Source organism: Azospira sp. APE16 (assembly GCF_047901315.1).
GTDB classification, from domain to species: Bacteria; Pseudomonadota; Gammaproteobacteria; order Burkholderiales; family Rhodocyclaceae; genus Azospira; species Azospira oryzae.
In genome coordinates this window covers 3226339-3252445 of record NZ_CP179682.1, presented here as the reverse complement: position 1 = coordinate 3252445, position 26107 = coordinate 3226339, and the positions used below count along the sequence as shown (strand labels likewise).

The window sequence follows — 26107 nt, the reverse complement described above, 5'->3', positions numbered from 1 at the left end:
GGCGCACGAGTGCCCAGGGCCCTTTGTTTTAGCGCTTCTTCGGCACCCCCAGGGCCGCCGCCGCGTCCCGCTTCATGAAGACGACAGGCTGCACTGCCGGCGGCGTGCTGCGGGTCGGCCAGGGGCCGTTCAGCCGGATGCGTTCCACCACGCGCCATCCCAGCAGGATGGCCAGGACCAGGGCGTAGATGATGGGGTCCAGCAGGGCTACCCGTTTCACCAGCCACAGGTAATGCACCACCCCCAGGATCGCCACTGCATAGACGGCCCGGTGCAGGCTCTGCCAGCGCTTGCCGCCGAGGCTGCGGATGGCGGCGTGGCTGGAGGTCAGGGCCAGGGGCAGCATCAGCAGGAAGGCGGTGGCGCCGACGGTGATGAAGGGGCGCTTCCAGATATCCCGGGCGATGGCGTCCACGTCCCAGAATTGGTCCAGCCAGAAGTAGGTGAGCAGGTGCAGGCAGCCGTAGGCGAAGGCCGTCAGCCCCAGCATGCGGCGCAGGCGCAGTAGCCAGTGCCAGCCGGAGAGCTTGCGCAGGGGCGAGACGCACAGGGTGAGAAAGAGGAAGTTGAGGGTCCAGATGCCCATGCCCCGGGTCAGGGCTTCGATGGGATTGGCCCCCAGGCTGTCCGACCACAGGCCGTGGGCGTAGTGCAGGGCCGGCAGCAGGGTGAGCAGGAACAGGGCGGCCTTGATGGCGGAGAGTTGGCGCGGGGTGGGCTGGAAGGTCATGGGCGGAAAATGTCAGAAGAAGCGGCGCAGGTCCATGCCGCTGTAGAGGCCGGCCACCTGGTCGGCGTAACCGTTGAAGGGAAGGGTCTTGCGCTTGATGAATTCGCCGATGCGGCGCTCCGTCGCCTGGCTCCAGCGGGGATGGTCCACCGCCGGATTGACGTTGGAGTAGAAGCCGTATTCGCTGGGGCCGGCCTTCATCCAGGTGCTGCGGGGCTGTTCGCGGACGAAGCGGATGCGCACGATGGACTTGGCGCTCTTGAAACCGTACTTCCACGGCACCACTAGACGGATCGGCGCCCCGTTCTGGGCCGGCAGCACCTCGCCATAGAGGCCGACGGCGAGCAGGGTCAGGGGGTGCTGGGCCTCGTCCAGGCGCAGTCCTTCCACATAGGGCCAGTCCAGTAACGGAGAGCGGACGCCGGGCATCTGCTGGGGGTCCGCCAGGGTGACGAATTCGACGAAGCGGGCCTGGCCGTTGGGTTCCACCTGCCGGATCAGCTCCGCCAGGGGAAAGCCGACCCAAGGAATCACCATGCTCCAGCCTTCGACACAGCGCATGCGGTAGATGCGCTCCTCCAGGGGCGCCAGCTTCAGCAGGTCGTCGATGGAAAAGGTGCGGGGGCGCTTGATCTCCCCTTCCACGGTGACGGTCCACGGCCGGGTCTTGAGGCGGCCGGGCGCGTGGCGGGCCGGGTCCTCCTTGTCCGTGCCGAACTCGTAGAAGTTGTTGTAGCCGGTGACCGACTTGAGGGGCGTCAGCTTTTCGTCGCTGCTCAAGGGGCTGGGGCGCAGGCTGCCGAGGCTGCCGGCCTGGCTGATCTGGGGCAGCCCCAGGCCGGCCAGGGCAGCGCCGGCGCCGAGGCCTTTGAGCAGGGTACGGCGACCCCGGGCCAGGGGCTCCGGCGTAATCTCGGATGGGAGCAGGTCGGGGGGGCGGCGGATCAGCATGGGCGGCTCCGGAGGTGAGGATTGGGCAGGCGCGGGGCGGGCCGCCCTAGCGGGCTTCCAGTTGTTGATAGACCTGGGTGGCGATGGTGCCCAGGCTTGCCTTGTCCAGCGTGCCGGACAAAGCATAGCCGAAGCCACCGTCCACCCAGTAGAAAACGCTGACGTCCCCTTCCCGGCTGAAACGGAAGGAGGTGTCGCCACTGCCGGTGCCTTCGCCGCTGACATAGAGGGTCAGGCGCTGGCCGCCCCCGTCCTGGTACATGAACAGGGCCACGGGGCCCTGGTCGCCCGGCAGCAGGCGCCCGCCCACCAGTTCGAAGCCCTGGGCGCCGAGGCGGGGCGGGTGCAGGGGGGCGCCGAGCCGTTTCGACAGCCAGGCGGCCAGATGGGTTTCCTGATCGGCGCCGACTTCCACCGGGTGGCGCACCTCCGGTGTATACACCGCGTGGGCGATGGCCGCCTGGCGGGGCAGGGCTGAAGCCAGGCTGGGCGACGGCAGGTAGGTATGGGCCTGCCAGCCGGCCAGGGCGCCCGACAGCACCAGCAGTACCGCGGCGGCGCTCTGCCAGGGCCAGGTGAGGAAGCGCTGCCGGAGGAGGGGCGTCGGCCGCGGCAGTTCCTGCAGGTGCTTCGGAATGTCCTCCTCCAGCACCGGCTGGAAGAGGGACTGCAGGGCCCGGTTCTGGGCCTGGTAGGCCTCCAGTCGGGCGTGGGTGTCGGGATGTTGTTCCAGGTACGACTCCACCTGAGTTTGCCGCTCGGTGGGCAGGCGCTGGTCCGCCCAGGCCTGGAGTTCGTCTTCGTGGATGGGCTGGGGCGTCATGGTACGACCCTCAAATGGGTGACGCCGGACTCCGGCGCCATGAGGCGGCGCAGATGCTCGCGGCCGCGAAAGAGGCGCGACATGACGGTGCCCCGGGGGATGGCCAGGGTCTGGGCAATGGCGTCGTAGCTCATGTCTTCCAGTGCCACCAGCAGGATCACCGCCCGTTGCTCCTCCGGCAGGCGGTAGAGGGCTGCCGCCAGGTCGGCCAGTTCCAGGGCGTCGCTCTGGGTGGGCCGGGTACCCGGTTCCGGGATTCGCTCGTCCAGTGACTGGGGGGCGATGCCGGGGCGGCGCAGCTGATCCAGGCGCAGGTTGTGCATGATGGAGAACAGCCAGGGACGCAGGGGGCGGTCATCCTGCCAGCTGTGGCGCCGGCTCCAGGCCCGTTCCAGGGTGTCCTGCACCAGGTCGTCCGCCGCCGCCCGGTCGCCCACCAGGGCCCGGGCGTAGCGGCGTAGCCGGGGAATCTCGGCCAGGAGCGGCGCTTCCTCCATGGTTCAGGGCTTGGCCACGTGCCAGACGTTGTTTACGCCGTCGCCGCTGCGGTCTCCCGGCTTCTGGTCCTTGACCCAGTAGTAGAGGGGCTTGCCCCGGTAGGCCCACTGCTTCTTGCCGTCGTCCCGGGTGAGGACGCTGAAGTGGCCGTTGGCCCGGTCCATCTCGTTGGCGAACAGGGGCGGCCAGTTGCTGGCACAGGGGCCGTTGCAGACGCTCTTGCTGCCGTCCGCCGGGTCCTTGTCGAAGACGTAGAGGGTCATGCCGTTGCTGCCGGTGAGGGCGTCCTGGGCGACCGTGGCTGGAGCGGGGCCGCCGTAACTGGCGCAGGCGGCCAGTCCGGTGGCGAGAACGATGCCGGCGATGTAGGTGTGGATTTTCATGGTGATCTCCGTAGGGTGATGTTGCATACGGATATACGGAAATCCCCGGCTGCCAATTCCCTCCGGCGGCAAATAATTTCCGTGGCTGGCGGTAGGACCGCCGGCGCCGGAAAAAATGCCGCAGAAAAAGAAAAAGGGTGGCAAACGCCACCCTTTTCGGTGCTGCTGGGAGTGCGGCTTAGCGCAGGCCGGCAGCGTACTCGGCCACGGCCTTGATTTCCTGGTCGCTCATCTTGGCAGCGATGGTGCGCATCATCTTTTCCGGATCGTTGCCGCGCTCGCCGGAGCGGAAGGTCTTCAGCTGGTTCTCGGTGTATTCAGCCCACTGGCCGGCCAGACGGGGGAACTGGGCGGGCAGGCCGGCACCGGCAGCGCCGTGACAGCCGGCACAGGCGGGGATGCCCTTCTTCACGTCGCCGGCGCGCCACAGCTTCTGGCCCTGGGCCACCAGCTTTTCGTCCTTGGCCACCTGGGGCTTCAGGGTCTGGGCGGCGAAGTAGGCGGCCACGTTCTTCATGTCGTCTTCGGTGGCCAGGGTGGCGGCCATGCCGGCCATGATGGCGTTGTTGCGCAGGGGCGCCTTGCCGTCGGCACCGGGCTTGAAGTTGGACAGCTGTTTGACGATGTATTCGGGGATCTGGCCGGCCAGGTTGGGGTTGGCGGCAGCCAGGCTGTTGCCGTCGGTGCCGTGACAGGCGCCGCAGACGGCTTCAGCAATGGGCTTGCCCTTGGCGGGGTCCGGTTTGGCAGCAGCTTCCGGGTTGGCGTGGGCGGTGAAGCTGGCGGCGAGCAGAAGCGCCAGAGCCGTGGTGCGAATCATGTCCAAACTCCTTCTATCGATCCAAAAAATTCGGTATAGACGCTAGGCCGCCGGAGCGGGATCGCGCGGCCCCTCCCGGGAGGCCAGGGTTATTCTTTGAGCATTGCTGCGGCCGGAGTTTGCCTCGCCTGGGGGCTGAACCCCGTGAAAGCAAAAGCCGAAACCCTGCTATTCTATATCACTTCGGTGCTCCGAAGCGAGGAGCGGAAAAAGGAGAAGGCCCACCATGGCCCTGTTTCAAAAGGCGGTTTTTTTAACCACCGTCGCCCATTTGCGGGATCTGCCCGAGGACGCCCAGGCGGAGGTGGCTTTTGCCGGCCGTTCCAACGCCGGCAAGTCGTCCGCCATCAATACCCTGGCCAACCACACCCGGCTGGCTTTCGTTTCCAAAACCCCCGGCCGCACCCAGCACCTGAATTTCTTCAAGCTGGAAGAAGGCAAGTTCCTGGTGGATCTGCCCGGCTACGGCTATGCCAAGGCGCCGGAGGAAATCCGTTCCCAGTGGGAGGGCCTGCTCGGCCCCTACCTGCAGCACCGCGGGCCGTTGTCCGGCCTGGTGCTGATCATGGACAGCCGCCATCCCCTGACGGAGCTGGACCAGAACCTGATCGACTGGTTTGCCGCCACGGGCAAGCCCCTGCACATCATGCTGTCCAAGGCGGACAAGCTGACGCGGCAGGAGCAGTCCCTGGTTTTGCGTCAGGTCAAGGCCGCCATGGCCGATCTGGGGGAACGTTGCACCGTCCAGCTGTTCTCCAGCCTGAAGAAGACCGGCGTCGAGGAAGCGGAGAAGGTGATTGCCGGCTGGATGGGTATGGAAGTGCCGCCGCCGCGCCCGGCGCCGCCGCCCCGGCCGATCCGTTCGGCCAAGAGCGCCGCCGGCGCCAAGCAGAACCGGACCCACGCCCCGGGCAACAAGAAAGCCGTGCTGGCGGGGGGCAAACCGGCCAAACCGAAGCCGGCCAAGGCTCCGGCACAGAAATAAAAAAGCCCCCGGTAAAGGGGTAACCGGGGGCCGAAATGCCTTAATTAACTTGATTAAGGCACCCGCTCAGGGAGGTAAAGCGGGAGACGGTGTGAGCCATCTGCGTTCTAAGAGAGGCCTTGGGGGAGAGAAGTTCCCAAACCGTGCAATTTTTTTGAAAATTTTTAACTGGGTTCAGAACCGCCTGCCATGACTAGCCAAACCATCCCCGGAAAGTTCTCCGCCACCCGCATGCGGCGCATGCGCCGCGATGATTTCTCCCGTCGTCTGATGCGTGAGTCCGTGCTCACTGCGGACGACCTGATCTATCCCGTTTTCGTCCTCGAAGGCAGCCAGCGCAGCGAAGCCGTCGCCTCCATGCCCGGCGTCTGCCGCCAGAGCCTGGACCTGCTGCTGCATACCGCCGAGCGCGCCCTCAAGCTGGGCGTGCCCGCCCTGGCCCTGTTCCCGGTGGTGGATGGCAGCCGCAAGAGCCTGGATGCGGCCGAGGCCTACAATCCGGAAGGCCTGGTGCCCACCGTGGTGCAGGCCCTGAAGAAGGAATTCCCGGAGCTGGGCGTCATCACCGACGTGGCCCTGGACCCCTACACCATCCATGGCCAGGACGGGCTGATCGACGCCAGCGGCTACGTGCTCAACGACGTGACCGTGGAAGTGCTGATCAAGCAGGCTGTCTGCCACGCCCAGGCCGGCGCCGACGTGGTGGCGCCCTCCGACATGATGGATGGCCGCATCGGCAGCATCCGCCAGGCCCTGGAAGCGGAGAAGCTGATCTACACCCGCATCCTGGCCTATTCCGCCAAGTACGCCTCCGCCTTCTATGGCCCCTTCCGGGATGCCGTCGGCTCCGCCGCCAACCTGGGCAAGGGCAACAAGTACACCTACCAGATGGACCCGGCCAATACGGACGAGGCCCTGCGGGAAGTGGCCCAGGACCTGGAAGAGGGGGCCGACATGGTGATGGTGAAGCCGGGCATGCCCTATCTGGACATCGTGCGCCGGGTCAAGGAGCAGTTCGGTGTGCCCACCTACGCCTATCAGGTGAGCGGCGAGTACGCCATGCTCAAGGCCGCCATCCAGAACGGCTGGCTGGCTGAGGAGGCCTGCGTCCTGGAGGCCCTGCTGTCCTTCAAGCGGGCCGGTGCCGACGGCATCCTCACCTACTTCGCCCTGGATGCGGCGGAGTGGCTGCGCAAGTAAGCGGTCGCTTACTCCAATGAAAAAGGGCGCCGCGGCGCCCTTTTTCATTGTCCATGGCGATTGGAAATCAGGTTGCCTGGCTGAGGCAGGCCCCGTACAGCATGGGCCATTGCTGGGGCCATTGGGCCAGGGGCTCCCGGCTGAAGCCGCTCTTGGCGTATTGCTGCCAGCGGCCGCTGACGTGGCACAGCAGCAGGTTGGCCAGGGCGGCGAAGTCGGTGGCGGGGCTCAGACCCTCTTGGGTGGCCGCCACCTTGAGGGACTGCCGCAGGGCCGCCTCCAGCTTTTCCAGCAGCAGGTTGATGCGGGCCTGCAGGCGCTCGTTTTCGTGCACCAGGGCATCGCCGGTGAGGACCCGGGTCATGCCCCGGTTGCGCTGGGCAAAGCCCAGCAGCAGGTGCAGGATCAGTTCCACCTGCTTCAGGCCCATTTCCTCTTCCGCCGTGATCTGGTTGATGAGGCCCAGCAGGCTGGTCTCGATGAATTCGATGAGGCCCTCGAACATCTGGGCCTTGCTGGCGAAGTGGCGGTAGAGGGCGGCCTCGGAGCATTCGAGGCGGGCGGCCAGGGCGGCCGTGGTGATTTTCTCGCCCTGGGGCTGTTCCAGCATGGCCGCCAGGGTTTGCAGGATCTGCAGCTTGCGTTCGCCGGGCTTGCTGGCCATGGTGCTTCTCCCCCTTGTTGTTGGTGGGGAAATTATAGCTGGCGCAGGGCCCGGGGCAGGTCCAGGATGTTGCGCAGGGTGACGTCCACATAGGCCGGCTGGCGCAGTCTGGCGGCGGAGTCAGTGCTCACCCAGACGGTCTTCAGGCCGAGCCGTTTGGCCGTGGCCAGATTCGGCAGGCTGTCCTCCACCATGATGCAGCGGTGCGGATTCAGGCCCTCGGCCCGGAACAGGTGGCGAAAGCCGTGGCTCTCGGGCTTGGGCCGGAAACGCACCCGCTCCACCGAATAGGCGGCGGCGAAGCAGTCGGCGATGCCGGTGGCCTCGAGCACGGCTTCGGTGTAGTGCTGGGGACCGTTGGAGAAGACGATCTTGCGTCCCGGCAGGCGCTGCAGCATGGCTTTGACCCCCCGCTGGAAGACGATGCCGGGCAGCAATACCTCCAGGTCGTGGGTTTCCCGCAGGAAATGGTGGGGGTCGATGTCGTGGTGCCGGATCAGGCCCAGCAGGGTGGCGCCGTAGCGGTGCCAGTAGTCCTGGCGCAGGGCCTGGGCGGCCGCCTCGTCCAGGGCCAGGTGGCGCTGGATGTAGGCGGTCATGGCCCGGTTGATGTGGGGGAAGATGTGGGGGCTGGCGTTGTGCAGGGTGTTGTCCAGATCGAAGATCCAGACCGGCTGGCCACCCTGCCGCCAGCCCCGGGGCATGGCCATCAGTGGCTCTTGATCATGGTGCCGACGCCGTGGTCGGTGAGGATTTCCAGCAGCAGGGCATGTTCCACCCGGCCGTCGATGATGTGCACGCTCTTCACGCCGTTGCGGGCGGCATCCAGGGCGGAGCTGATCTTGGGCAGCATGCCGCCGGAGAGGGTGCCGTCCTCCACCATGTCGTCGATCTGCTTGGGGGTGATGCCGGTGATGAGCTGGCCGGCCTTGTCCAGCACCCCGGGGGTGTTGGTCAGCAGCACCAGCTTCTCGGCCTTGAGCACCTCGGCCACCTTGCCGGCCACCACGTCGGCATTGATGTTGTAGGTTTCGCCGTCCTTGCCGACACCGATGGGGGCGATCACCGGGATGAAGCCGGCGCCTTCCAGGTTGCCGATGAGGGAGGGGTCGATCTGCACGATGTCGCCCACCTGGCCCACGTCGATCAGGTCATCGGGGGTTTCCTTGTTGGGCAGCAGCAGCTTCTTGGCCCGGATCATGCCGCCATCCTTGCCGGTGAGGCCCACGGCCTTGCCGCCGGCGCGGTTGATGAGATTGACCACGTCCTTGTTCACCTGGCCGCCCAGGACCATTTCCACCACTTCCATGGTCTCGGCGTCGGTGACGCGCATGCCCTGGATGAATTCGCCCTTCTTGCCGACCCGGCCGAGCATGTTCTCGATCTGGGGGCCGCCGCCATGGACCACCACCACGTTCATGCCCACCAGCTTCAGCAGCACCACGTCCCGGGCGAAGCATTGCTTGAGGTGCTCGTCGGTCATGGCGTTGCCGCCGTATTTGACGACGATGGTGCGGCCGTGGAAGCGCTTGATGTAGGGCAGGGCTTCGGCCAGGATGGCGGCCTGCTGGGCGGGGGTGGGGGTGGTCATGGTGTTTCCCGAATGAAAGACCCGGGAATTCTACCCGCCGGGGAGCGGAAAGAAAAAGCCGGCAGTGGCTGCCGGCTGTCTGGGGAGTGGCGCAGGCTCAGTCGATGGTGAGGCGCTTGCTGCTGGCGGCGGCCCGTTTGGGCAGGGTCAGCTCCAGCACGCCGTCGTTGAACCTGGCGGAAGCCTGGGCGTCATCGATGTCCTGGGCCACCTGGAAGGAGCGGGAAACCTTGCCGAAGTAGCGTTCGGAGCGCAGCAGGCGCTGGCCTTCCTTCACTTCCTTCTCCTGCTTGACCTCGGCGCTGATGGCCACGGTGTTGCCTTCCACATGGACGTGGATGTCCTCCTTCTTCACGCCCGGCAGTTCGGCGTGCACCTGGTAGGCCTTTTCATCTTCCTTGACGTCCATCTTGATGCTGGGCGCCTGGGTCTGGTTGGAAAACTCCACCGGGCGCACGAAGAAACCCCGGAACAGGTCGTCGAGCGGGTCCAGTCCGGCTTGGCTGAGGCGGGTCAGGTGATTGCTCATGATGATCTCTCCTTCAAGGACTCAGGGCGGATGCCATATCCATACGGCACCTTCTGTTTCCTATATAGGGCATGGCAAAAACTTTTCAAGGGCGAGCGTTCTGCCCCTCCCCTCGGGCCTCCCAGTACTCGTTGCAGCGGCCCCGGGCCAGGCTCTGGGCGAACTTGGGGCTGCGGATCTGGGGCTCCTCATAGACCTGGCGCGCCAGGGACTGGAGAAAAGTGGCATGGGCCTCTTCGGCCGGCAGGGGGCGCAGGGGACGTCCCTTGTCCCGGTCGCCGAGGGCCTGCAGGGCCACGTCCTCGGCCCGGTTGCACAGCCTCAGGCGGGGTGCGTCCGGGTGGTCGTCGGCCACCGCCACCGGATGGCCGTGGGCCAGGACCAGGGAGGAACAGAGGAGCAGCAGGCAGAACAGGGCGGGACGGCGCATGGCGGAGATGGGACGGGAATGACGATGGCCAATGGAAGCACGAAGGCCACCAGCAGCGCCAGGGCTGGCATCAAAAAGGGACGGGCATGACGAGCCGGGGTGCCGGCAGGGCAAGGCGTGGTGAGGCGCTGCGGCAGTAGCGGCCTGGGATGGCCGTCCCTTGGGCCTCTAGGGCTGGGCCAGCTGGAGAATGGCGTCCCGGTTGGTCCAGGAGAAGACCTTGTCAGCAGCTTCCTGCCAGGGCAGCCAGCAGTAGTCCAGGTGTTCGCCCGGTGCCAGGGTCACCGGCCGGGGCGCCGGCAGCTCCAGAGAATAGACGTGCTCGATGTTGTGGGTGACGCCGGGGGCGTAGCGATGGCGCCATTCGAGAAAGATCTCGAAGACGTGGCTCTGCTGCCAGTTGCGCAGGGGCAGGTCTTCGCTGGCGATGTCGATGCCGGTCTCCTCCAGCACCTCGCGCCGGGCCGTGGCGTCGAGGGGCTCGTCGCCCTCCTGGCTGCCGGTGACGGACTGCCAGTAGCCCGGGTGGGAGGCGCGCTCGAGCAGGAGAATCTGCCGCTCCGGAGTGTGGATCAGCACCAGGACGGAAACGGGCCGCTTGTAGGGCTTGGGCGTTTCGCCCGGGGTGGCGCTCACGCCGGCAGGGAATCCAGGGCCAGGCCGGGGACGGCGAACAGGGCCCACAGGGGGCGGCCCTGCTCCCGCCATTCGTCGCCGGCGGCCTGCAGCACGGCGATGAGGGTGTCCACCGGGCTGCCCTCGTCATCTTCATCCACGCCCGCGGCAGGGGCGCCGGTGAACAGCAGCAGACAGCCCTGGCCCGGGCTGGCCGCCAGGTCGGTGAGGCAGTCATAGAGGGCGTCAAAATTGGCGCCGTAGTGTTCGGGGAATTGCAACTGCCGTCCCAGCTCGGTGAGGAAGTCGCCGTCCAGGCCGATCTCGGCCACGCTCAGGCCCAGTTGCCTGGCGGCGGCCAGGGCGGTCGGCGCCTGGTCCGGGCGCAGGCGGTAGGGGCCGGCCAGGTCGGCCTTGGCCAGCAGGGCGGGAAAGTCGGGGGTGCGGGATGGTTTGCCGGTCATGGTTCAGTCCCGCAGACGACGGAAGCTGCGGTAGTGGTCGTCGGTGTAGTAGAAGACCACCGGCGGCTGGCCGCCGGCGATGAGGCGGCGGGCGCCCCGGTTACGGGCGCCGGGGGTGTCCACCGTGTACTCGCGGTAGTAGCCCCGGGGCTGCAGGGGCAGGCGCCGTTCGAAGTTGCCGAAGGTGCTGCCGTCCTTGGGGTAGGGGAAGGGGCCGCCGCGATGGATCAGGTTGAGGGTGCTGCGGGCCTCGGCCGGCAGCTCCTGGACGGAGACGCTGGCATCGCCGAAAGCCGGGCCGGGATTGGGTTCCCGGGCCGCGGCCGGCCCCGCCAGCAGCCCGCCCAGCAGGGCCAGGCCGGCCAGCAGGGAGGGCAGGAGGCGGGAGCGGCGCATGGCGGCGGGCTTGCTTTAGCCCTTGCTGACTTCGACCTGGGCTTCCACCTTCTGGCGCAGGCGGATGTGCAGCTCCTTCAGCTGCTTCTCGTCCACGTCGGAGGGAGCGTCGGTGAGCAGGCACTGGGCGCGCTGGGTCTTGGGGAAAGCGATGACGTCGCGGATGGATTCGGCGCCGGCCATCATGGTGACGATGCGATCCAGACCGAAGGCCAGGCCGCCGTGGGGCGGGGCGCCGTACTTGAGGGCGTCGAGCAGGAAGCCGAACTTGAGCTGCTGCTCTTCCGCACCGATGTTGAGGGCTTCGAAAACCTTGGCCTGCACATCGGCCTTGTGGATACGCACGGAGCCGCCGCCGATTTCCCAGCCGTTGAGGGCCAGGTCATAGGCCTTGGCCAGGCACTTGCCCGGATCGGTGAAGAGGAATTCCTCGTGGCCGTCCTTGGGGCTGGTGAAGGGATGGTGGCAGGCGGTCCAGCGCTTGTCGTCCTCGTCGTACTCGAACATGGGGAAATCCACCACCCACAGGGGTTCCCAGGCCTTGCCGTTGAGGTAGCCCTTCTCGTGGCCGAGCTTGACGCGCAGGGCGCCGAGGGCATCGTTCACCACCTTGGTCTTGTCGGCGCCGAAGAAGATCAGGTCGCCGGACTGGGCGCCGGTGCGCTCCAGGATGCCCTTGAGGGCGGCTGCGTGCAGGTTCTTGACGATGGGGGACTGCAGGCCGCTCTCGTTGGGCTGGGAGGCGTCATTGACCTTGATGTAGGCCAGGCCCTTGGCGCCGTAGATGCCGACGAACTTGGTGTATTCATCGATCTCGCCGCGGGTCAGGCTGGCACCGCCGGGCACACGCAGGGCGGCGACACGGCCGCCGCTGGTGGCCGGGCCGGAGAAGACCTTGAAGGCCACGTCGGCCACCAGGTCGGTGACTTCGGTCAGTTCCAGGGTGACGCGCAGGTCCGGCTTGTCGGAGCCGAAGCGGTTCATGGCTTCGGCGTAAGTCATGCGCGGGAAGGGGGCGGGCAGCTCGACGGCCAGGGCTTCCTTGAAGACGTAGCGCACCATCTCTTCCATGATGGCGGTGATCTGGTCTTCCGTGAGGAAGGAGGTCTCGATATCGACCTGGGTGAATTCAGGCTGGCGGTCGGCGCGCAGGTCCTCGTCGCGGAAGCACTTGGTGATCTGGTAGTAGCGGTCGAAGCCGGCCACCATCAGCATCTGCTTGAACAGCTGGGGGGACTGGGGCAGGGCGAAGAACTGGCCCGGATGCACGCGGGAGGGCACCAGGTAGTCGCGGGCGCCTTCCGGGGTGCTCTTGGTGAGCATGGGGGTTTCGATGTCGATGAAGCCCTGGCCGTCGAGGAAGCGGCGGAAGGCCATGGCCGTCTTGTAGCGCAGCATCATGTTCTTCTGCATCTGGGGCCGGCGCAGGTCGATGACCCGGTTGGTCAGGCGCACGTTCTCGGACAGATTGTCGTCGTCCAGCTGGAACGGGGGCGTCACCGCGGCGTTGAGCACTTCGATTTCATGGCAGAGGATTTCGATCTCGCCGCTGGCCATGTTGGGATTCACGGTGCCTTCGGGGCGGGGGCGGACCTTGCCGGTGATCTTCAGCACGAACTCGTTGCGCACGGACTCGGCCACCTTGAACATGTCGGCCCGGTCCGGATCGCACACCACCTGGGCCAGGCCTTCCCGGTCCCGCAGGTCGATGAAGATGACGCCGCCGTGGTCGCGCCGCCGGTGAGCCCAGCCGCAAAGGGTGACTTCCTGGCCGTTCAGGCCAGAATTGAGTTGTCCGCAATAATGAGTACGCATGGTGATTCCAGAAGGGTTGATTCTTGTGGTTCAGTGATGGGGCTGGGGCGGCGGCAGGTGCCGGGCCGGCGGTGCGACGACGCCCATGGAAATGATGTACTTGAGGGCCTCGTCCACGCTCATTTCCAGTTCGATGGTGTCGCTGCGCGGCAGCATCAGGAAAAAGCCGGAAGTGGGGTTGGGCGTGGTCGGCACATAGACGCTGACGTAGTCGCCCACCAGGTGATTGACCACGTCGCCGCCGGGCTGGCCGGTGAGGAAGGCGATGGTCCAGGAGCCCTGGCGCGGGTATTGCACCAGCAGGGCCTTGCGGAAAGCCTGGCCGCTCTGGGAGAAGAGGGTGTCGGAAACCTGCTTGACGCTGTTATAGACCGAATTGACCACCGGGATGCGGGCCAGCAGCTTTTCCCACCAGCGCACCAGCTTTTCGCCGATGAAGTTGGCCGCCGCCACCCCGGTGACGAGGATGATCAGCAGGGTGAGGATGGCGCCGGCCCCCGGAATGTCGAAGCCGAACAGGTTGCGCGGATGGATCGCCTCCGGCAGCAGCCGCAGCGACTGATCCATGGTGCCGATGATCAGGTTCAGCACCCAGGCCGTGATGGCCAGGGGCACCCAGATCAGCAGCCCGGTGATGAAATAGCGTTTGATCAGCTGCCCGCGCACGCGCATGCTCCGTCGCCGCCCTGGCAGGGCGGCGGGTTGTCGGCCTTCTTGCTGCTGGCCGGGGAGGCGCCGCTACCGCCCTTGAAGTCGGTGGCGTACCAGCCGGAACCCTTGAGCTGGAAGCCGGCGGCAGAAATCTGCTTGGCGTAGCCGTCCTTGCCGCACTGGGGACAGGCGGTCAGGGGGGCGTCGCTCATCTTCTGCATGTGGTCCTGCTGATGGCCGCAGGCGGGGCAACGGTATTCGTAAATCGGCATGAGGAACTCCGGAAAAGCGAAATTATACCCGAACCGGGGCCGGCCTTATGCAGGCCCCGGCTGGGAAAATGGGGGTGAAACCCGGAGAATTCAAGCGGCTAGAGCAGCCGCAGGTAGGACTGGGTCAGTTCCTGGCCCCAGTACAGGGCCAGCAGGCCTGCAGCAGCCAGATAGGGACCGAAGGGAATGGGCACGTTGCGGCCCCGGCGGGCCAGCACGATCAGGGCCACGCCGACGACGGCACCGACCAGGGAGGAGAGCAGGATGGTCAGGGGCAGCATCTGCCAGCCGAGCCAGGCGCCGATGGCCGCCAGCAGCTTGAAGTCGCCGTAGCCCATGCCTTCCTTGCCGGTGGCCAGCTTGAACAGCCAGTAGACGCTCCACAGGGACAGGTAGCCGACCATGGCGCCGATGACGGCGGAACTGATGTCGGTGAAGGTGCCGGAGATGTTGAACAGCAGGCCGAGCCAGACCAGGGGCAGGGTGATGGAGTCCGGCAGCAGCTGGGTGTCGAAGTCGATGCCGGTCAGGGCCACCATGGCCCACAGCAGCAACAGGGCGGCAGCCGCTGCCAGGGTCGGGCCGAAGTGCCATACCGTGAAGGCGGAGAGCAGGCCCGTGAAGGCCTCCACCAACGGGTAGCGCAGGGAAATCGGGGCCTGGCAACCGGAACAGCGGCCTTTGAGGAGCAGGAAGCTGAGTACCGGGATGTTCTCCCAGGCCCGGATGGCGTGGCCGCAATGGGGGCAGCGGGAGGCCGGGGCCGCGAGGCTCAGCCGTTCCTTTTCCGGTGCCGTTTCCCCCCGCAGTTCGGCGCACTGCAGGTGCCAGTCCCGCTCCATCATCCGTGGCAGGCGGTGGATGACGACGTTGAGGAAGCTGCCGACCAGGAGGCCCAGGATTCCGGCCACAGCAGAGGCAAGGGCGGGACTTTCCAGTAGTAAAAATTCCATACTTAGACCACGGAGCCCATTTTGAAGATCGGCAGGTACATCGCCACCACCATGCCGCCGATGAGAACCCCCAATATGACCATGATGATTGGCTCCATCAGGCTGGAGAGGGCCGCAACAGAATCGTCCACTTCGGCTTCAAAAAAGTCCGCAACCTTGGACAGCATTGAGTCGAGGGCCCCAGATTCCTCACCGATGGCAACCATCTGGATCACCATATTGGGGAACAGGTTCACATTCTGCATTGAGTTGGTCAGGCTGGTGCCGGTACTGACTTCGCTTTGGATCTGACGCGTTGCCATTTTGTAAACGTGGTTGCCTGAGGCTCCGCCCACTGAGTCCAATGCCTCAACCAGAGGAACGCCGGCGGCAAACATGGTTGCCAGGGTTCTCGTCCATCTGGCGATAACCGATTTCCGTATGAGAGGGCCGAAAATCGGCATCCTCAGCAATGCCTTGTCCATGGCAATCTGAACGGCCTCGGAGCGCTTCCACGACTCCAGGAAGGAATAGATTCCTCCTCCCAATATGCCGAAGATCAAATACCAATAGGCAACGAAGAAGTCAGAAATCGCTATTACGACTAGTGTCGGGGCAGGAAGGTCTGCACCAAACGATTTGAAAACCTCTTTGAACGCAGGAATTACAAAAATCATGATCACAGCCGTAATGCAGAAAGCTACGACAATGACGGCAATTGGATAGAACAGGGCTGACTTGATCTTGCTTTTGACGGCGAGGATTTTTTCCTTGTAGATGGCGAGTCGATCAAGGAGTGTATCGAGGATGCCGGCCTGCTCGCCGGCGCCGATCAAGTTGCAGAATAGGCTGTCGAAGTAAAGTGGGTACTTGCGGAAAGCTTGGTTCAGAGCGCTACCCGTTTCGACATCAGCCTTGATATCCAGCAGCAGTTTCCCGACAGCGGGGTTTGAGTGGCCTTTGCCAACGATGTCGAAGGCCTGGAGTAGCGGCACCCCAGATTTCATCATGGTGGCCAGCTGCCGGGTGAACAGGGTGATGTCCTTGTCGGTGATCTTGCCGCCACTCTTGAAACGCTGCTTGGATACCTTGGTAACCAGCACGCCTTGGCGCCGCAGGGTTGCCTGGACCACCGTTTCGCTGGTGGCGCGCAATTCCCCCCGGATGATTTTCCCGGTCTTGTCCTTGCCTTCCCAAACAAAGACGAACTCCTTGATGCTTGGGTCGGCACGCTTGGTGTTTTGTGTGTTTTTGCCGGCAGTGGCCATGGAGGGCCTCTTTCTGAATGGTTATCAGGCGTTTGTCGTAGACAGCACTTCGTCCAGGGAGGTGACTCCCTGCTTTACTTTCAACAGGCCGGACTGGCGCAAGTCCTTGACCCCTTCCTTTTTGGCCTGGGCAGCAATATCCATGGAGTTGCCATTGGCCATGATGATGCGCTGAATTTCCTCGGAAACCGGCATCACCTGGTAAATGCCTACCCGGCCCTTGAAACCGCCTCCCTTGCAGCGCTCGCATCCTTCCGGGTTGGGGCCATAGAGTGTCCAACTGCCATCCAGTTCTGCTTCGGTAAAGCCTGCATTCAGAAGGGTTTCGGTGGGTACGTGGAGCGGGACCTTGCAGTTGCACAGACGGCGGGCCAGCCGCTGGGCGGTGATCAGGATGACGGACGAGGCAATGTTGAAGGTGGGGACGCCCATGTTCTTCAGGCGCTCCAGTGTCGTCGGGGCATCGTTGGTGTGCAGGGTGGATAGCACCATGTGGCCGGTCTGGGCCGCCTTGATTGCGATTTCGGCAGTGTCCAGGTCGCGGATTTCACCCACCATGATGATGTCCGGATCCTGCCGCAGGAAGGACTTGAGGGCGGCAGAAAAGGTCAGGCCCGCCTTGTCGTTGACGTTTACCTGGTTGATGCCGGCCAGGTTGATTTCTGCCGGGTCTTCCGCGGTGGAGATGTTGATGCCAGGCTTGTTCAGGATGTTGAGGCAGGTGTACAAGGATACGGTTTTGCCGGAACCGGTCGGGCCGGTTACCAGAACCATGCCATAAGGACGGTGGATGGCGTTGAGCAGGGCTTCCTTCTGTTCCGGCTCGTAGCCCAGCGCCTCGATGCCCAGCGTGGCGGAGGACGGATCCAGAATACGCATGACGATCTTTTCGCCATGCAGCGTTGGTAGCGTGCTGACCCGGAAGTCGATGGCTCTGGTTTTGGAAAGGACCAGCTTCATCCGGCCGTCTTGCGGGACCCGCTTCTCGGAAATGTCCATCCGGGAAATGACCTTGATGCGGGAAGCTACCTTTTCCTTGATTGCCAGGGGCGGATTGGCAACCTCTCGCAACTCGCCGTCGATGCGATAGCGAATGCGGTAAAACTTTTCATACGGCTCGAAGTGGATGTCGGAAGCGCCATCGTTGATCGCATCCAGCAGTATTTTCTGAATGAACTTGACGACCGGTGCGTCATCCACATCCAGGGATACGGCTTCATCGGCCTTGGCCTGATCTTCTTCTTCCGCAAATTCGAGGTTCAAGTCCTCATTGGTGAGATTCTTGAGGTTTTCTTCTGCCGATTCCGAATATTTGACGACCAGCGGTGCCAGTTTGGGCTCCTCGACAACGACGGAGTCCACTGCCAAGCCTGTCTGGAAGCGAATTTCGTCCAAGGCCCGCAAATTTGTTGGGTCAGCTATCGCTACCGAGAGCCGGTTGCCGCGCTTGTTCAGCGGTATGACGCGGTGGGTGGCGATGAGCTTCCGGTCAATGGCGCTGGCCGGAATGTTGGCTTCATCGAAAGCGCTCAGATCAAGGACCGGGTAGCCGAACGTTTCTCCTGCGAATACGGCTATTTCCTTGGCGCTGGCCCGCTTGCCGGCGATCACCTGCTCAATGAATGTCGTGCCCTTTTCGCTGGCTTGGGCCATGAAGGCTTCGGCTTCGGCCTCTTTGAGGCGTCCAGCCTGGACCATGGCGCGCGCAAGACCACTTAGGGGAACCTGAAAAGTAGCTGCCATGACTCCTGCATCTGCGTGGGTTGGACTGAAGTGGGGCGGTAGCTATGCCGTCGTTATCGGGCTGATGATGCCCGCCGCGGGTCTTTTTGTAAAGTTGTGACGGATCAGTTGCTTGGGTGGCAAAGTCGAAGTGTTTTCACACTTTTACACTCGGCAACGCAATTGCTTGGTTGCCGGTATGCGCCCATCGCCTGCCAGTACCCCCAAGGGGGCGCCTAGCTGAGGAGGGTGCGATGCTTCGCCGGCCGAGGCAGTGCCCAGCCATTGCAACTGCGTCAGAGGCGGTTCAGCAGCACTTCCACCACGAAGCGGCTGCCGACATAGGCCATCAGGAGCACCAGGAAGCCGGCCATGGTCCAGCGCAGGGCAGTGCGGCCGCGCCAGCCGTAGGCATGGCGGCCGGCAAGGAGGGCGGCGAATATGCCCCAGGAGATGAAGGCGAAGACCGTCTTGTGGTCCAGCGCCATGGCCTTGCCGAAGAGGGCTTCGGAGAACAGTACGCCGGAACCGAGGGCGGCAGTCAGCAGGATGAAGCCGACGATGATCATGCGGAACAGCAGGGCTTCCATGGTCATCAAAGGCGGCAGGCTGGTCAGGCTCTTGGTGAGGGAGCGCTGATGCAGCTTGCGTTCGGCGAACCCCATGAAGACTGCGTGCAGGGCCGACAGGGTGAACAGGCTGTAAGCCAGCATGGCTGCCATGAAATGCAGCTTGAAGCCGACCGAATCGGCATGGGGCAGGACGTGGGCCGAGGGGAAGAGGGGCGGCAGGATGGCGCAGGCGGCTGCCAGCGGCAACACCATGGGCTGCAGGCCTTCCATGCGGGCCTTGAAGCTTTCCATCCAGTAGATGAAGACGGCCAGCCACAACATCAGGGAGAGGGCGAAGCTGAAGGAGAAGCGCATTTCTCCCGTGCCGAAGAGGCCGTCGTAAAGGCCGATGCCCTGGATCAGCATGGCGCCGAGAATGGCCCAGCGCTCCCAGGGTTGCATCGGCGCCGTGACCATGGGCTTGTCAGTTTCCGCCCAGCGGGTGCGCCAGAAATGGAAACCCAGCAGGGCATAAAGGGCGCTGGCCAGGTAGTGGGGCAGGAAGTGCAGTAAAATGGACGGCATTCCCGCAGTTTACACCAAGCAACCTCTTAAGCTCACCTCCTGCCCATGCTCGATAATCTGACTCAACGCCTCGCCGGTGTCATGAAGACCCTCCGGGGTGAAGCCCGTCTGACGGAATCCAATATTTCCGACGCCCTGCGCGAGGTCCGCCTCGCCTTGCTGGAGGCGGACGTGGCGCTGCCGGTGATCAAGGACTTCATTGCCGCCGTGAAGGAGAAGGCCCTTGGCGAGGAAGTCATTGGCTCCCTGACCCCGGGCCAGGCCCTGATCGGTGTGGTGCACAAGGAAATGACCCAGTTGATGGGCGGTGCCAATTCCGCCCTCAATCTGGCGACCCAGCCGCCCGCCGTCATCCTCATGGCCGGCCTGCAAGGTGCCGGCAAGACCACGACGGTGGGCAAGCTGGCCAAACTGCTCAAGGAAACCCAGAAGAAAAAGGTGCTGGTGGTTTCCTGCGACGTCTACCGCCCTGCCGCCATCGAGCAGTTGAAAACGGTGGCGGCCCAGGCCGGCGTCGATTTCTTCCCCTCCAGCACCGAGGAAAAGCCGGAAGCCATCGCTCTGGCCGCCATCGACTGGGCCCGCAAGCATTACCACGACGTGTTGCTGGTCGATACGGCCGGCCGCTTGGCCATCGACGAAGCCATGATGGCCGAGATCAAGCAGCTGCATGCGGCGATCAAGCCGGTGGAAACCCTGTTCGTGGTCGACGCCATGCTGGGCCAGGATGCGGTCAATACCGCCCGCTCCTTCAATGAGGCCCTGCCCCTGACCGGTGTGGTGCTGACCAAGCTGGACGGTGACGCCCGGGGCGGTGCCGCCCTCTCTGTGCGCCATGTGACCGGCAAACCGGTCAAGTTCGTCGGTGTCGGCGAGAAGCTGAGCGGCCTGGAGGCCTTCCACCCCGAGCGCATGGCGTCCCGGGTGCTGGGCATGGGCGACATCCTTTCCCTGGTGGAAGAGGCGCGCAAGGGGGTCGATGAGGAAAAGGCCCTGGCCATGGCCAAGAAGCTCAAGTCGGGCAAGGGCTTCGATCTCAACGATTTCAAGGACCAGATCGCCCAGATGCGCAACATGGGGGGCATGGCGGCCCTGATGGACAAGCTGCCGGCCCAGTTCGCCCAGGCCGCCGGCCAGCTGCAGGGCGGTGCGGAAGACAAGGCGGTGCGCCGCATTGAGGGCATCATCAATTCCATGACGCCGGCGGAGCGGGCCAAGCCGGAGCTGATCAAGGCCAGCCGCAAGCGCCGCATCGCGACCGGTGCCGGGGTGCAGGTGCAGGAAGTCAATCGCCTCCTCAATCAGTTCGAGCAGACCCAGAAGATGATGAAGTCCTTCGCCAAGGGCGGCCTGTCCAAGCTGATGCGGGGCATGAAGGGCATGATGCCGGGCATGCGCTGATCTTTCGCATCCCTTGCGGCGATAAAAAAAGCCCCGTGTGCCGGGGCTTTTTTTATCGGAATTGCCTGCTTGACCGGCCCTGAGTGTTTGCCGCCAATCCATTCCTGTTGCGGGGTGAAAGTTACCATGGCTGAGAGGCAGTAAGGACGGCCTTCTCCGGCATGGAACAGCTGGCATGCCCGTCCCTGCTGCCTCCTGGGCTAATGCTATTTATGGCCGCCAGCGGCGCGAACCCATTCCCTTCGGAGAGGCGGTTCGCTCTCTCGGAGACGGCAAATCAGATACGTGGTTCTCTTCTCGATTGCCGTTGGTGCGCCCTAATGCAGGGCCACCTGCTCGTTGTAGAGCCAGCGCCCATGCCAGGCGCCCTTCACCAGGTTGGGGTACTCGGGCTGGCCCAGGCTGCCGTTGTAGCGGCCCAGGGCCCGGTACAGGTCGCCCCGCTCGATGTCCAGGTAATGGCGCAGGATGGTGCAGCCATAACGAAGATTGGTGCGGAGGTTGAAGAGGTTGTGGCTGGGATCGCCGATCAGCTTGACCCAGAAGGGCATCACCTGCATCAGCCCCCGGGCGCCGGCTGAAGAGACGGCATATTTCTTGAAGCCGCTCTCCACCTGGATCAGGCCCAGCACCAACTGGGGGTCGAGCCCGGCCCGGGTGGCTTCGTAGTGCACCGAGCGCAGGAGCTCGAGGCGGCTTTCCTGATTGGGGATGCGCTTTTCCAGCCGGTGGGACATTTCCGTCAGCCAGTTGGCCGCCGCAATCGGGTCCTTGAACGAACTCTGGGGCGGCTTCTGGTCGGCGACCGACTTGGACAAGGCAGCCTGGACGCTGGCCGACAGGGGCTCATACTTCTGAGCCCCTGCCTGCGCCGCCAGGGGCAGGCACAGGCAGCCGGACAGCAGCAGTGCCTTTAGGCGGCGCACAGCTTCCCTTGCAGCAGGGCAACGATGCCGGCGGCGTCCACCATCTGGGCTTCCGCATCGCGGCGGCCCTTGTACTCCAGCTTGCCTTCGGCCAGGCCCCGTTCGCCCACGACGATGCGGTGGGGGATGCCGATCAGTTCCATGTCGGCAAACATGGAGCCGGGGCGCTCGTTGCGGTCGTCCAGCAGCACGTCGATGCCGGCGGCCTTGAGGTCGGCCAGGAGCTGGTCGGCAGCCGCCTTGACGGCCTCGCTCTTGTGGTAGCCCATGGGCACGATGGCCACTTCGAAGGGGGCGATGGCGGCGGGGAAGACGATGCCCTTGTCGTCGTTGCCCTGCTCGATGGCGGCGCCGACGATGCGGGAGACGCCGATGCCGTAGCAGCCCATCTCCATGATCTGTTCCTTGCCGTTTTCGTCCAGGTACTTGCAGTTGAGGGCTTCGGAGTAACGGGTGCGCAACTGGAAGATGTGGCCCACTTCGATGCCGCGGCACAGGCCCAGCTGGCCCTTGCCATCCGGGGAGGGGTCGCCTTCGACGACGTTGCGAATGTCCGCCACCTGGCCCGGTTCGGGCAGGTCGCGGCCGAAATTGACGCCGGTGAGGTGATGCTCGGCCTCGTTGGCGCCGCAGATGAAATCCGCCATGGCCGCCACCGTGCGGTCAGCAATCACGGGGATGTCCGCCTTGATGCCCACCGGGCCGATGTAGCCGGGCTTGCAGCCGAGGGCGGCGACGATTTCGTCGTCCTTGGCGAAGCGGAATTCGCCGATGATCTTTTCGGCCTTGATCTCGTTCAATTCATGGTCGCCGCGCAGCAGCAGCAGGGCAAAGCCACCTTCGGTGCGCATCACTGCCACGGCCTTGACCATCTGGGCGGCGCTGGTGCCGAGGAAGGCGGCCACATCGGCGCACTGGGTCTTGCCCGGGGTGGCGACCTTGGTCATGGCCTGGCTGGCCGCAGCACGGGCAGCGGCAGGGGCCAGGGCTTCGGCCAGTTCCACGTTGGCGGCGTAGTCGGAGTCCGGGCAGAAGGCGATGGCGTCTTCGCCGGAGTCGGCCAGCACATGGAATTCATGGGAGCCGGTGCCGCCGATGGAGCCGGTGTCCGCGGCCACGGCGCGGAACTGCAGGCCCAGGCGGGTGAAGATACGACAGTAGGTGTCGTACATGTGCTTGTATTCCCGCTCCAGATCGGCGAAGGAGGTGTGGAAGGAGTAGCCGTCCTTCATCAGGAATTCGCGGCCGCGCATGACGCCGAAACGGGGGCGGATCTCGTCGCGGAACTTGCTCTGCACCTGATAGAAATGGACGGGCAGCTGGCGGTAGCTCTTGATTTCCTTGCGCACCACGTCGGTGATCACTTCCTCGTGGGTGGGGCCGATGACGAAGTCCCGCTGGTGACGGTCCTTGAAGCGCAGCAGTTCCGGTCCGTACTTTTCCCAGCGGCCGGTTTCCTGCCACAGTTCGGCGGGCACCACGGCCGGCATCAGCAGTTCAATGGCGCCGGCGCGATCCATTTCTTCACGCACCACCTTTTCCACCTTGCGCAGTACCTTCAGGCCCAGGGGCATCCAGGTATAAATGCCGCCTGCCAGGCGCTTGATGAGGCCGGCACGAAGCATCAGCTTGTGGCTGATCACTTCCGCGTCGGAGGGGGCTTCCTTGAGGGTGGAAATGAAAAATTGGGAGGTACGCATGGGATTGAATCTTTTGACGGGCTAAAAATCTAATTCTACAAGACGACGGACCGTCATGGGATGCCGGGTATTGGCTTGTTTCCGGCCGATGGCCTTCCTTTCCAAGTATGTGGAATTGTGAAAGAATGCTTTCAACCCAATATTTGATGCAGGTTTTCCATGCTCGACCGTGAAGGCTATCGCCCGAACGTCGGCATCATTCTTTGTAACGCAAAAAACGAGGTTTTCTGGGGCAAGCGTATTCGTGAGCATTCCTGGCAGTTCCCCCAAGGTGGCATCAAGCGCGGCGAAACGCCGGAGCAGGCCATGTTCAGGGAGTTGCACGAGGAGGTCGGGTTAAAGCCCGAACACGTGCGCATCCTCGGTCGAACCAAGGATTGGCTGCGTTATGACGTGCCGACGCAATGGATCAAGCGCGAATGGCGTGGCAGCTACAAGGGGCAGAAACAGATCTGGTTTCTGTTGCGCCTTGTGGGCCGCGACAGCGATGTGTGCCTCCGGGCAACCAGTCACCCTGAATTTGATGCGTGGCGCTGGAACGATTACTGGATTCCGTTGGATGCGGTGATCGAGTTCAAGCGTGGCGTTTATCAGCAGGCGCTGAACGAACTGGTCCGTTATATTGACGCCGATCGTGGGCGGGCTCCCGGCCGCATTCGGCGCCCGCTGGAGATTGGGAATTAGGTTTTCTTTGGTTTCGCAGGTGTGGTCCGTCGTCCTCTAGTCAAGGAGATAGCAATGGTCGCGAAAACCGAGTACAAGCCGCTTCCAATAACCCGTCTGGCCGATGGGGCCGGTTATCATCAACCCACCTATTTTTCCCCCCAGCCGGTCCGGGTCGATTCCCCGGCGCTTGAAGTCATGACTGATCTCAAGCTGGTGGCTGCAGCCACTATTGAGGCATCCACCCACATTGATGTGGCCAACCAGGCCATGATTGTGCGGGGGGTTCGTTCCTTGCTGGTTGTCGACGCCCGAGGGGATGTCGTCGGCCTGGTGACCGCCCGGGATATCCTGGGGGAGCGACCGCTCCAGGTCGTGCGCAATCGGGGCGTGCGGCATGAGGATGTCCGAGTGGCAGATATCATGACGCCTCGGGATGAAATCGAGGTGCTGCATATCGGGGACGTCCTGCGCGCAGATGTTGGGAATGTCGTCGAAACGCTCAAATACTCAGGGCGTCAGCATGCGCTGGTGGTGGATTTCGATCCACTGGGCGGGCGGCAGATGGTTCGGGGGGTGTTCTCAGCCTCCCAAGTCGCGCGCCAGTTGGGCATTCCTTTGCATACCACCGAAGTGGCGCGTACCTTTGCGGAAATCGAGGCTGTGATTTCCCAGCCGGAGGTATAGCGGCTTTCTGGTTAAGTGACGGTTCCCCGTCCTTGTTAACGTGACAGGCAGTGTTCGTGAAATATTCCAAACTGTGCAGTTTGCTGGCTGCCCTCGGGCTGTGTCTCAGTCAGCAGGTCTTGGCGGATTTGCCGGCCATTCTTTTCCCTCCTCAGGGGACGGTCTATGACTTTGATGACGAGTTCGACAAGAAGCCTTGGCAGGAGGTCGAGACTCAGTTGCCGCCCGCGCCCCGGGAAGAGACTCTGATTCCCTTTTATGTCAGTCCCACTGCCCAGGGAGTGTTCAGCGTTGATGGAGCCACCATTTCAGTGGGGTCTGATGGGGTGGTGCGCTATGTTCTCGTTGTCGTGGCCCAAGGGGGGGCTCGGAACGTCAGTTATGAAGGTTTGAGATGTGATACCCGGGAGCGTCGTCTCTACGCTTTTGGCCGCCCGGATGGGAGTTGGTCAAAGGCTCGCTCCAACCAATGGGGGCTTGTGGAGAACAAGATGGTGAACCGGCACCATGCCGCGCTTTCCCGGGAGTATTTTTGTCCTGGGGGTGTGGCGATCCGAACGGCCCAGGAGGGGGTGGCAGCATTGAAGGCTGGTGGGCATCCGGATGCGCCCCGCTAGTTTGGGGCTGAGGACTGCTGAATGTGTGTTGATCGTTTGATTGTCGAGTTTGATAAGGCGCTTCGAGCCGTATTCGCCCCTGCGCCGACTCGCCGCTCTGTTCCAGGATCTGATGTGCCGATGCCTGAATTGTCTCCGGAGGAGAAGCGTCACGCCGCGGCGCTGATGCGGGTCAATCACTGTGGTGAGATATGCGCCCAGGCCTTGTATCAGGGGCAGGCACTGACATCGAAGGATGTGGTGATCAAGCGGGCGCTGGAGCATGCGGCCTGGGAAGAAACGGAGCACCTTGCGTGGACCGAAAGACGAATTCAGGAGTTGGGCGGACGTAAAAGTCTTTTGAATCCGCTGTGGTATGCGGGGTCGCTGGCGCTGGGGGTCGTGGCGGGAAAGGCCGGTGATTCGTGGAATCTTGGATTTCTGGCTGAGACAGAACGCCAGGTCGAACGCCATCTCGATAGCCATTTACGGCGCTTGCCCCTGGCTGATCAGCGTTCAAGGAGCATTGTGAGCCAGATGAAATTTGATGAGATGAGCCATGCTCAGACGGCTGTTAGTCTCGGAGGAGTGGACTTGCCTGGTCCGGTCAGGCTCGCGATGAAGTTGTCGTCAAAAGTGATGACGGGGGTTGCCTACTATCTATGAGGTATGCCCCAGGCCCGGTAGGCCTGGGGCAAGCATTCTATGCTTCGACCACTTCAAGTTCGTGCGTGATGGTGGCTGTTTTGCCCAGCATGATTGAGGCTGAGCAGTACTTCTCCTTGGATAGTTCGATAGCCCGTTCCACTGCGGCTTGCTTGAGATTTTTCCCGGTGACCTTGAAGGCGAAATGAATTTTCGTGAAGACTTTGGGGTCTGTGGCGGCGCGCTCGGCATGGAGCGTTACTTCGCAGTCACTAACTTCATGACGTCCTTTTTTCAGGATCAGGACAACATCAAAGGCAGTACATCCTCCTGTGCCTGCCAGCAATAGCTCCATCGGGCGGGGGGCCAGGTTGCGACCTCCAGCTTCCGGGGCGCCGTCCATCATCACAGTATGGTTGCTGCCTGTTTCGGCCAGAAAAGCCATTCCATCAACCCATTTAACTTTGCATTCCACGATGAGACCCCTCCATTTATTGGAAGGGCGCATTCTAAGGGCTCTATCAGATGGCTGGGAGTAGTGCACATTGCTGCGTCGCACAAATGCAAGGGGTGTTGGGCTGCTTCTGGGGTGGTTGTGAAATTACGAATTGGTG

Annotated in this window: 31 protein-coding genes; 7 read left to right on the top strand and 24 right to left on the bottom strand. The window is 63.5% G+C overall.

The window, feature by feature from the left end:
* Positions 1 to 28 precede the first annotated feature (28 nt).
* From ACLSSQ_RS15510 to ACLSSQ_RS15485, 6 genes are all read right to left on the bottom strand, one after another.
* Entirely contained in the window at positions 29 to 730 is a 702-nt protein-coding gene (locus tag ACLSSQ_RS15510) for a sulfite oxidase heme-binding subunit YedZ (RefSeq protein WP_416243178.1), read from the bottom strand.
* Between the two features lie 12 nt (positions 731 to 742).
* Positions 743 to 1681 carry a protein-methionine-sulfoxide reductase catalytic subunit MsrP gene (msrP, locus tag ACLSSQ_RS15505; protein WP_416243177.1) on the bottom strand — a complete coding sequence of 313 codons (939 nt, stop codon included), beginning with the start codon at positions 1679 to 1681 and terminating at the stop codon, positions 743 to 745.
* Between the two features lie 46 nt (positions 1682 to 1727).
* Positions 1728 to 2504, bottom strand: coding sequence for an anti-sigma factor family protein (locus tag ACLSSQ_RS15500; RefSeq protein ID WP_416243176.1), 777 nt, complete (start codon positions 2502 to 2504; stop codon positions 1728 to 1730).
* Positions 2501 to 3001, bottom strand: a complete 501-nt coding sequence (locus ACLSSQ_RS15495) for an RNA polymerase sigma factor (protein ID WP_130459337.1) — start codon at positions 2999 to 3001, stop codon at positions 2501 to 2503. Before ACLSSQ_RS15495 ends, ACLSSQ_RS15500 begins: the two co-directional genes overlap by 4 nt.
* Positions 3002 to 3004: 3 nt before the next feature.
* Positions 3005 to 3385 (bottom strand): hypothetical protein, encoded by a 381-nt coding sequence (locus tag ACLSSQ_RS15490; protein WP_416243175.1) that lies wholly within the window; start codon positions 3383 to 3385, stop codon positions 3005 to 3007.
* Positions 3386 to 3563: 178 nt separating this feature from the next.
* Positions 3564 to 4205, bottom strand: a complete 642-nt coding sequence (locus ACLSSQ_RS15485) for a c-type cytochrome (protein ID WP_014236405.1) — start codon at positions 4203 to 4205, stop codon at positions 3564 to 3566.
* A 226-nt stretch (positions 4206 to 4431) separates the two neighbouring features.
* Here ACLSSQ_RS15485 and yihA point away from each other — a divergent pair, with 226 nt between their 5' ends.
* Complete coding sequence (yihA, locus tag ACLSSQ_RS15480; RefSeq protein WP_416243174.1) at positions 4432 to 5190, top strand: ribosome biogenesis GTP-binding protein YihA/YsxC; 759 nt, start codon at positions 4432 to 4434, stop codon at positions 5188 to 5190.
* 189 nt (positions 5191 to 5379) lie between these two features.
* On the top strand, positions 5380 to 6390 hold the full coding sequence (hemB, locus tag ACLSSQ_RS15475) for a porphobilinogen synthase (RefSeq protein ID WP_416243173.1): 1011 nt from the start codon (positions 5380 to 5382) through the stop codon (positions 6388 to 6390).
* 67 nt (positions 6391 to 6457) lie between these two features.
* Here the strand turns inward: hemB and slmA are convergent, their stop codons facing one another.
* The 15 genes from slmA to ACLSSQ_RS15400 all read right to left on the bottom strand — a co-directional run bounded on the left by slmA (position 6458) and on the right by ACLSSQ_RS15400 (position 18875).
* Positions 6458 to 7054, bottom strand: coding sequence for a nucleoid occlusion factor SlmA (gene slmA, locus ACLSSQ_RS15470; RefSeq protein WP_205230104.1), 597 nt, complete (start codon positions 7052 to 7054; stop codon positions 6458 to 6460).
* A gap of 32 nt (positions 7055 to 7086) precedes the next feature.
* Complete coding sequence (locus ACLSSQ_RS15465; RefSeq protein ID WP_205230103.1) at positions 7087 to 7764, bottom strand: pyrimidine 5'-nucleotidase; 678 nt, start codon at positions 7762 to 7764, stop codon at positions 7087 to 7089.
* A complete protein-coding gene (gene argB, locus ACLSSQ_RS15460; protein ID WP_416243172.1) occupies positions 7764 to 8645 on the bottom strand; it encodes an acetylglutamate kinase in 882 nt (293 codons plus the stop codon). The genes ACLSSQ_RS15465 and argB overlap by 1 nt, the downstream gene beginning before the upstream one ends.
* Before the next feature lie 97 nt (positions 8646 to 8742).
* Positions 8743 to 9174 (bottom strand): Hsp20/alpha crystallin family protein, encoded by a 432-nt coding sequence (locus ACLSSQ_RS15455; RefSeq protein ID WP_416243171.1) that lies wholly within the window; start codon positions 9172 to 9174, stop codon positions 8743 to 8745.
* Positions 9175 to 9259: 85 nt separating this feature from the next.
* Positions 9260 to 9604 carry a hypothetical protein gene (locus ACLSSQ_RS15450; protein WP_416243170.1) on the bottom strand — a complete coding sequence of 115 codons (345 nt, stop codon included), beginning with the start codon at positions 9602 to 9604 and terminating at the stop codon, positions 9260 to 9262.
* 168 nt (positions 9605 to 9772) lie between these two features.
* On the bottom strand, positions 9773 to 10240 hold the full coding sequence (gene nudB, locus ACLSSQ_RS15445; RefSeq protein ID WP_205230101.1) for a dihydroneopterin triphosphate diphosphatase: 468 nt from the start codon (positions 10238 to 10240) through the stop codon (positions 9773 to 9775).
* Positions 10237 to 10683 carry a barstar family protein gene (locus tag ACLSSQ_RS15440; RefSeq protein ID WP_416243169.1) on the bottom strand — a complete coding sequence of 149 codons (447 nt, stop codon included), beginning with the start codon at positions 10681 to 10683 and terminating at the stop codon, positions 10237 to 10239. The genes nudB and ACLSSQ_RS15440 overlap by 4 nt, the downstream gene beginning before the upstream one ends.
* A 3-nt stretch (positions 10684 to 10686) precedes the next feature.
* Positions 10687 to 11079 carry a ribonuclease domain-containing protein gene (locus ACLSSQ_RS15435; RefSeq protein WP_287875580.1) on the bottom strand — a complete coding sequence of 131 codons (393 nt, stop codon included), beginning with the start codon at positions 11077 to 11079 and terminating at the stop codon, positions 10687 to 10689.
* A 15-nt stretch (positions 11080 to 11094) separates the two neighbouring features.
* Positions 11095 to 12894, bottom strand: coding sequence for an aspartate--tRNA ligase (aspS, locus tag ACLSSQ_RS15430; RefSeq protein WP_416243168.1), 1800 nt, complete (start codon positions 12892 to 12894; stop codon positions 11095 to 11097).
* 30 nt (positions 12895 to 12924) lie between these two features.
* Entirely contained in the window at positions 12925 to 13566 is a 642-nt protein-coding gene (locus tag ACLSSQ_RS15425; protein ID WP_014236417.1) for a DUF502 domain-containing protein, read from the bottom strand.
* Positions 13545 to 13817 carry an FmdB family zinc ribbon protein gene (locus ACLSSQ_RS15420; protein WP_130459327.1) on the bottom strand — a complete coding sequence of 91 codons (273 nt, stop codon included), beginning with the start codon at positions 13815 to 13817 and terminating at the stop codon, positions 13545 to 13547. The genes ACLSSQ_RS15425 and ACLSSQ_RS15420 overlap by 22 nt, the downstream gene beginning before the upstream one ends.
* 98 nt (positions 13818 to 13915) lie before the next feature.
* On the bottom strand, positions 13916 to 14770 hold the full coding sequence (locus tag ACLSSQ_RS15415; protein ID WP_130459326.1) for a prepilin peptidase: 855 nt from the start codon (positions 14768 to 14770) through the stop codon (positions 13916 to 13918).
* Positions 14771 to 14772: 2 nt separating this feature from the next.
* Entirely contained in the window at positions 14773 to 16017 is a 1245-nt protein-coding gene (locus ACLSSQ_RS15410; protein WP_014236420.1) for a type II secretion system F family protein, read from the bottom strand.
* Positions 16018 to 16041: 24 nt separating this feature from the next.
* A complete protein-coding gene (gene pilB, locus ACLSSQ_RS15405; protein ID WP_014236421.1) occupies positions 16042 to 17760 on the bottom strand; it encodes a type IV-A pilus assembly ATPase PilB in 1719 nt (572 codons plus the stop codon).
* Between the two features lie 275 nt (positions 17761 to 18035).
* Positions 18036 to 18875, bottom strand: a complete 840-nt coding sequence (locus tag ACLSSQ_RS15400; protein WP_416243167.1) for a cytochrome C assembly family protein — start codon at positions 18873 to 18875, stop codon at positions 18036 to 18038.
* A 45-nt stretch (positions 18876 to 18920) separates the two neighbouring features.
* On the opposite strand from ACLSSQ_RS15400, the gene ffh reads away from it, so the two are divergent.
* Entirely contained in the window at positions 18921 to 20276 is a 1356-nt protein-coding gene (gene ffh, locus ACLSSQ_RS15395; RefSeq protein WP_130459325.1) for a signal recognition particle protein, read from the top strand.
* A 317-nt stretch (positions 20277 to 20593) separates the two neighbouring features.
* Here ffh and ACLSSQ_RS15390 read toward each other — a convergent pair whose 3' ends face one another.
* Together ACLSSQ_RS15390 and ACLSSQ_RS15385 are read right to left on the bottom strand one after the other, a co-directional pair.
* Positions 20594 to 21202 carry a lytic transglycosylase domain-containing protein gene (locus ACLSSQ_RS15390; RefSeq protein WP_130459324.1) on the bottom strand — a complete coding sequence of 203 codons (609 nt, stop codon included), beginning with the start codon at positions 21200 to 21202 and terminating at the stop codon, positions 20594 to 20596.
* Positions 21190 to 22902 carry a proline--tRNA ligase gene (locus tag ACLSSQ_RS15385; RefSeq protein WP_416243166.1) on the bottom strand — a complete coding sequence of 571 codons (1713 nt, stop codon included), beginning with the start codon at positions 22900 to 22902 and terminating at the stop codon, positions 21190 to 21192. Before ACLSSQ_RS15385 ends, ACLSSQ_RS15390 begins: the two co-directional genes overlap by 13 nt.
* A 159-nt stretch (positions 22903 to 23061) precedes the next feature.
* Between ACLSSQ_RS15385 and ACLSSQ_RS15380 the strand changes: the two genes are divergently transcribed.
* From ACLSSQ_RS15380 to coq7, 4 genes are read left to right on the top strand one after another with little or no spacing between them, the layout of a single operon-like run.
* Positions 23062 to 23586 (top strand): RNA pyrophosphohydrolase, encoded by a 525-nt coding sequence (locus ACLSSQ_RS15380; protein WP_014236426.1) that lies wholly within the window; start codon positions 23062 to 23064, stop codon positions 23584 to 23586.
* A gap of 54 nt (positions 23587 to 23640) precedes the next feature.
* Complete coding sequence (locus ACLSSQ_RS15375; protein ID WP_014236427.1) at positions 23641 to 24252, top strand: CBS domain-containing protein; 612 nt, start codon at positions 23641 to 23643, stop codon at positions 24250 to 24252.
* Between the two features lie 56 nt (positions 24253 to 24308).
* Positions 24309 to 24869, top strand: coding sequence for a CNP1-like family protein (locus tag ACLSSQ_RS15370; protein WP_232058806.1), 561 nt, complete (start codon positions 24309 to 24311; stop codon positions 24867 to 24869).
* A 21-nt stretch (positions 24870 to 24890) separates the two neighbouring features.
* Positions 24891 to 25514, top strand: a complete 624-nt coding sequence (gene coq7, locus ACLSSQ_RS15365) for a 2-polyprenyl-3-methyl-6-methoxy-1,4-benzoquinone monooxygenase (protein ID WP_152090511.1) — start codon at positions 24891 to 24893, stop codon at positions 25512 to 25514.
* A gap of 37 nt (positions 25515 to 25551) precedes the next feature.
* Here coq7 and ACLSSQ_RS15360 read toward each other — a convergent pair whose 3' ends face one another.
* Positions 25552 to 25968: an OsmC family protein gene (locus tag ACLSSQ_RS15360; RefSeq protein ID WP_130459322.1), complete on the bottom strand. Its 417-nt coding sequence runs from the start codon at positions 25966 to 25968 to the stop codon at positions 25552 to 25554.
* Positions 25969 to 26107 lie beyond the last annotated feature (139 nt).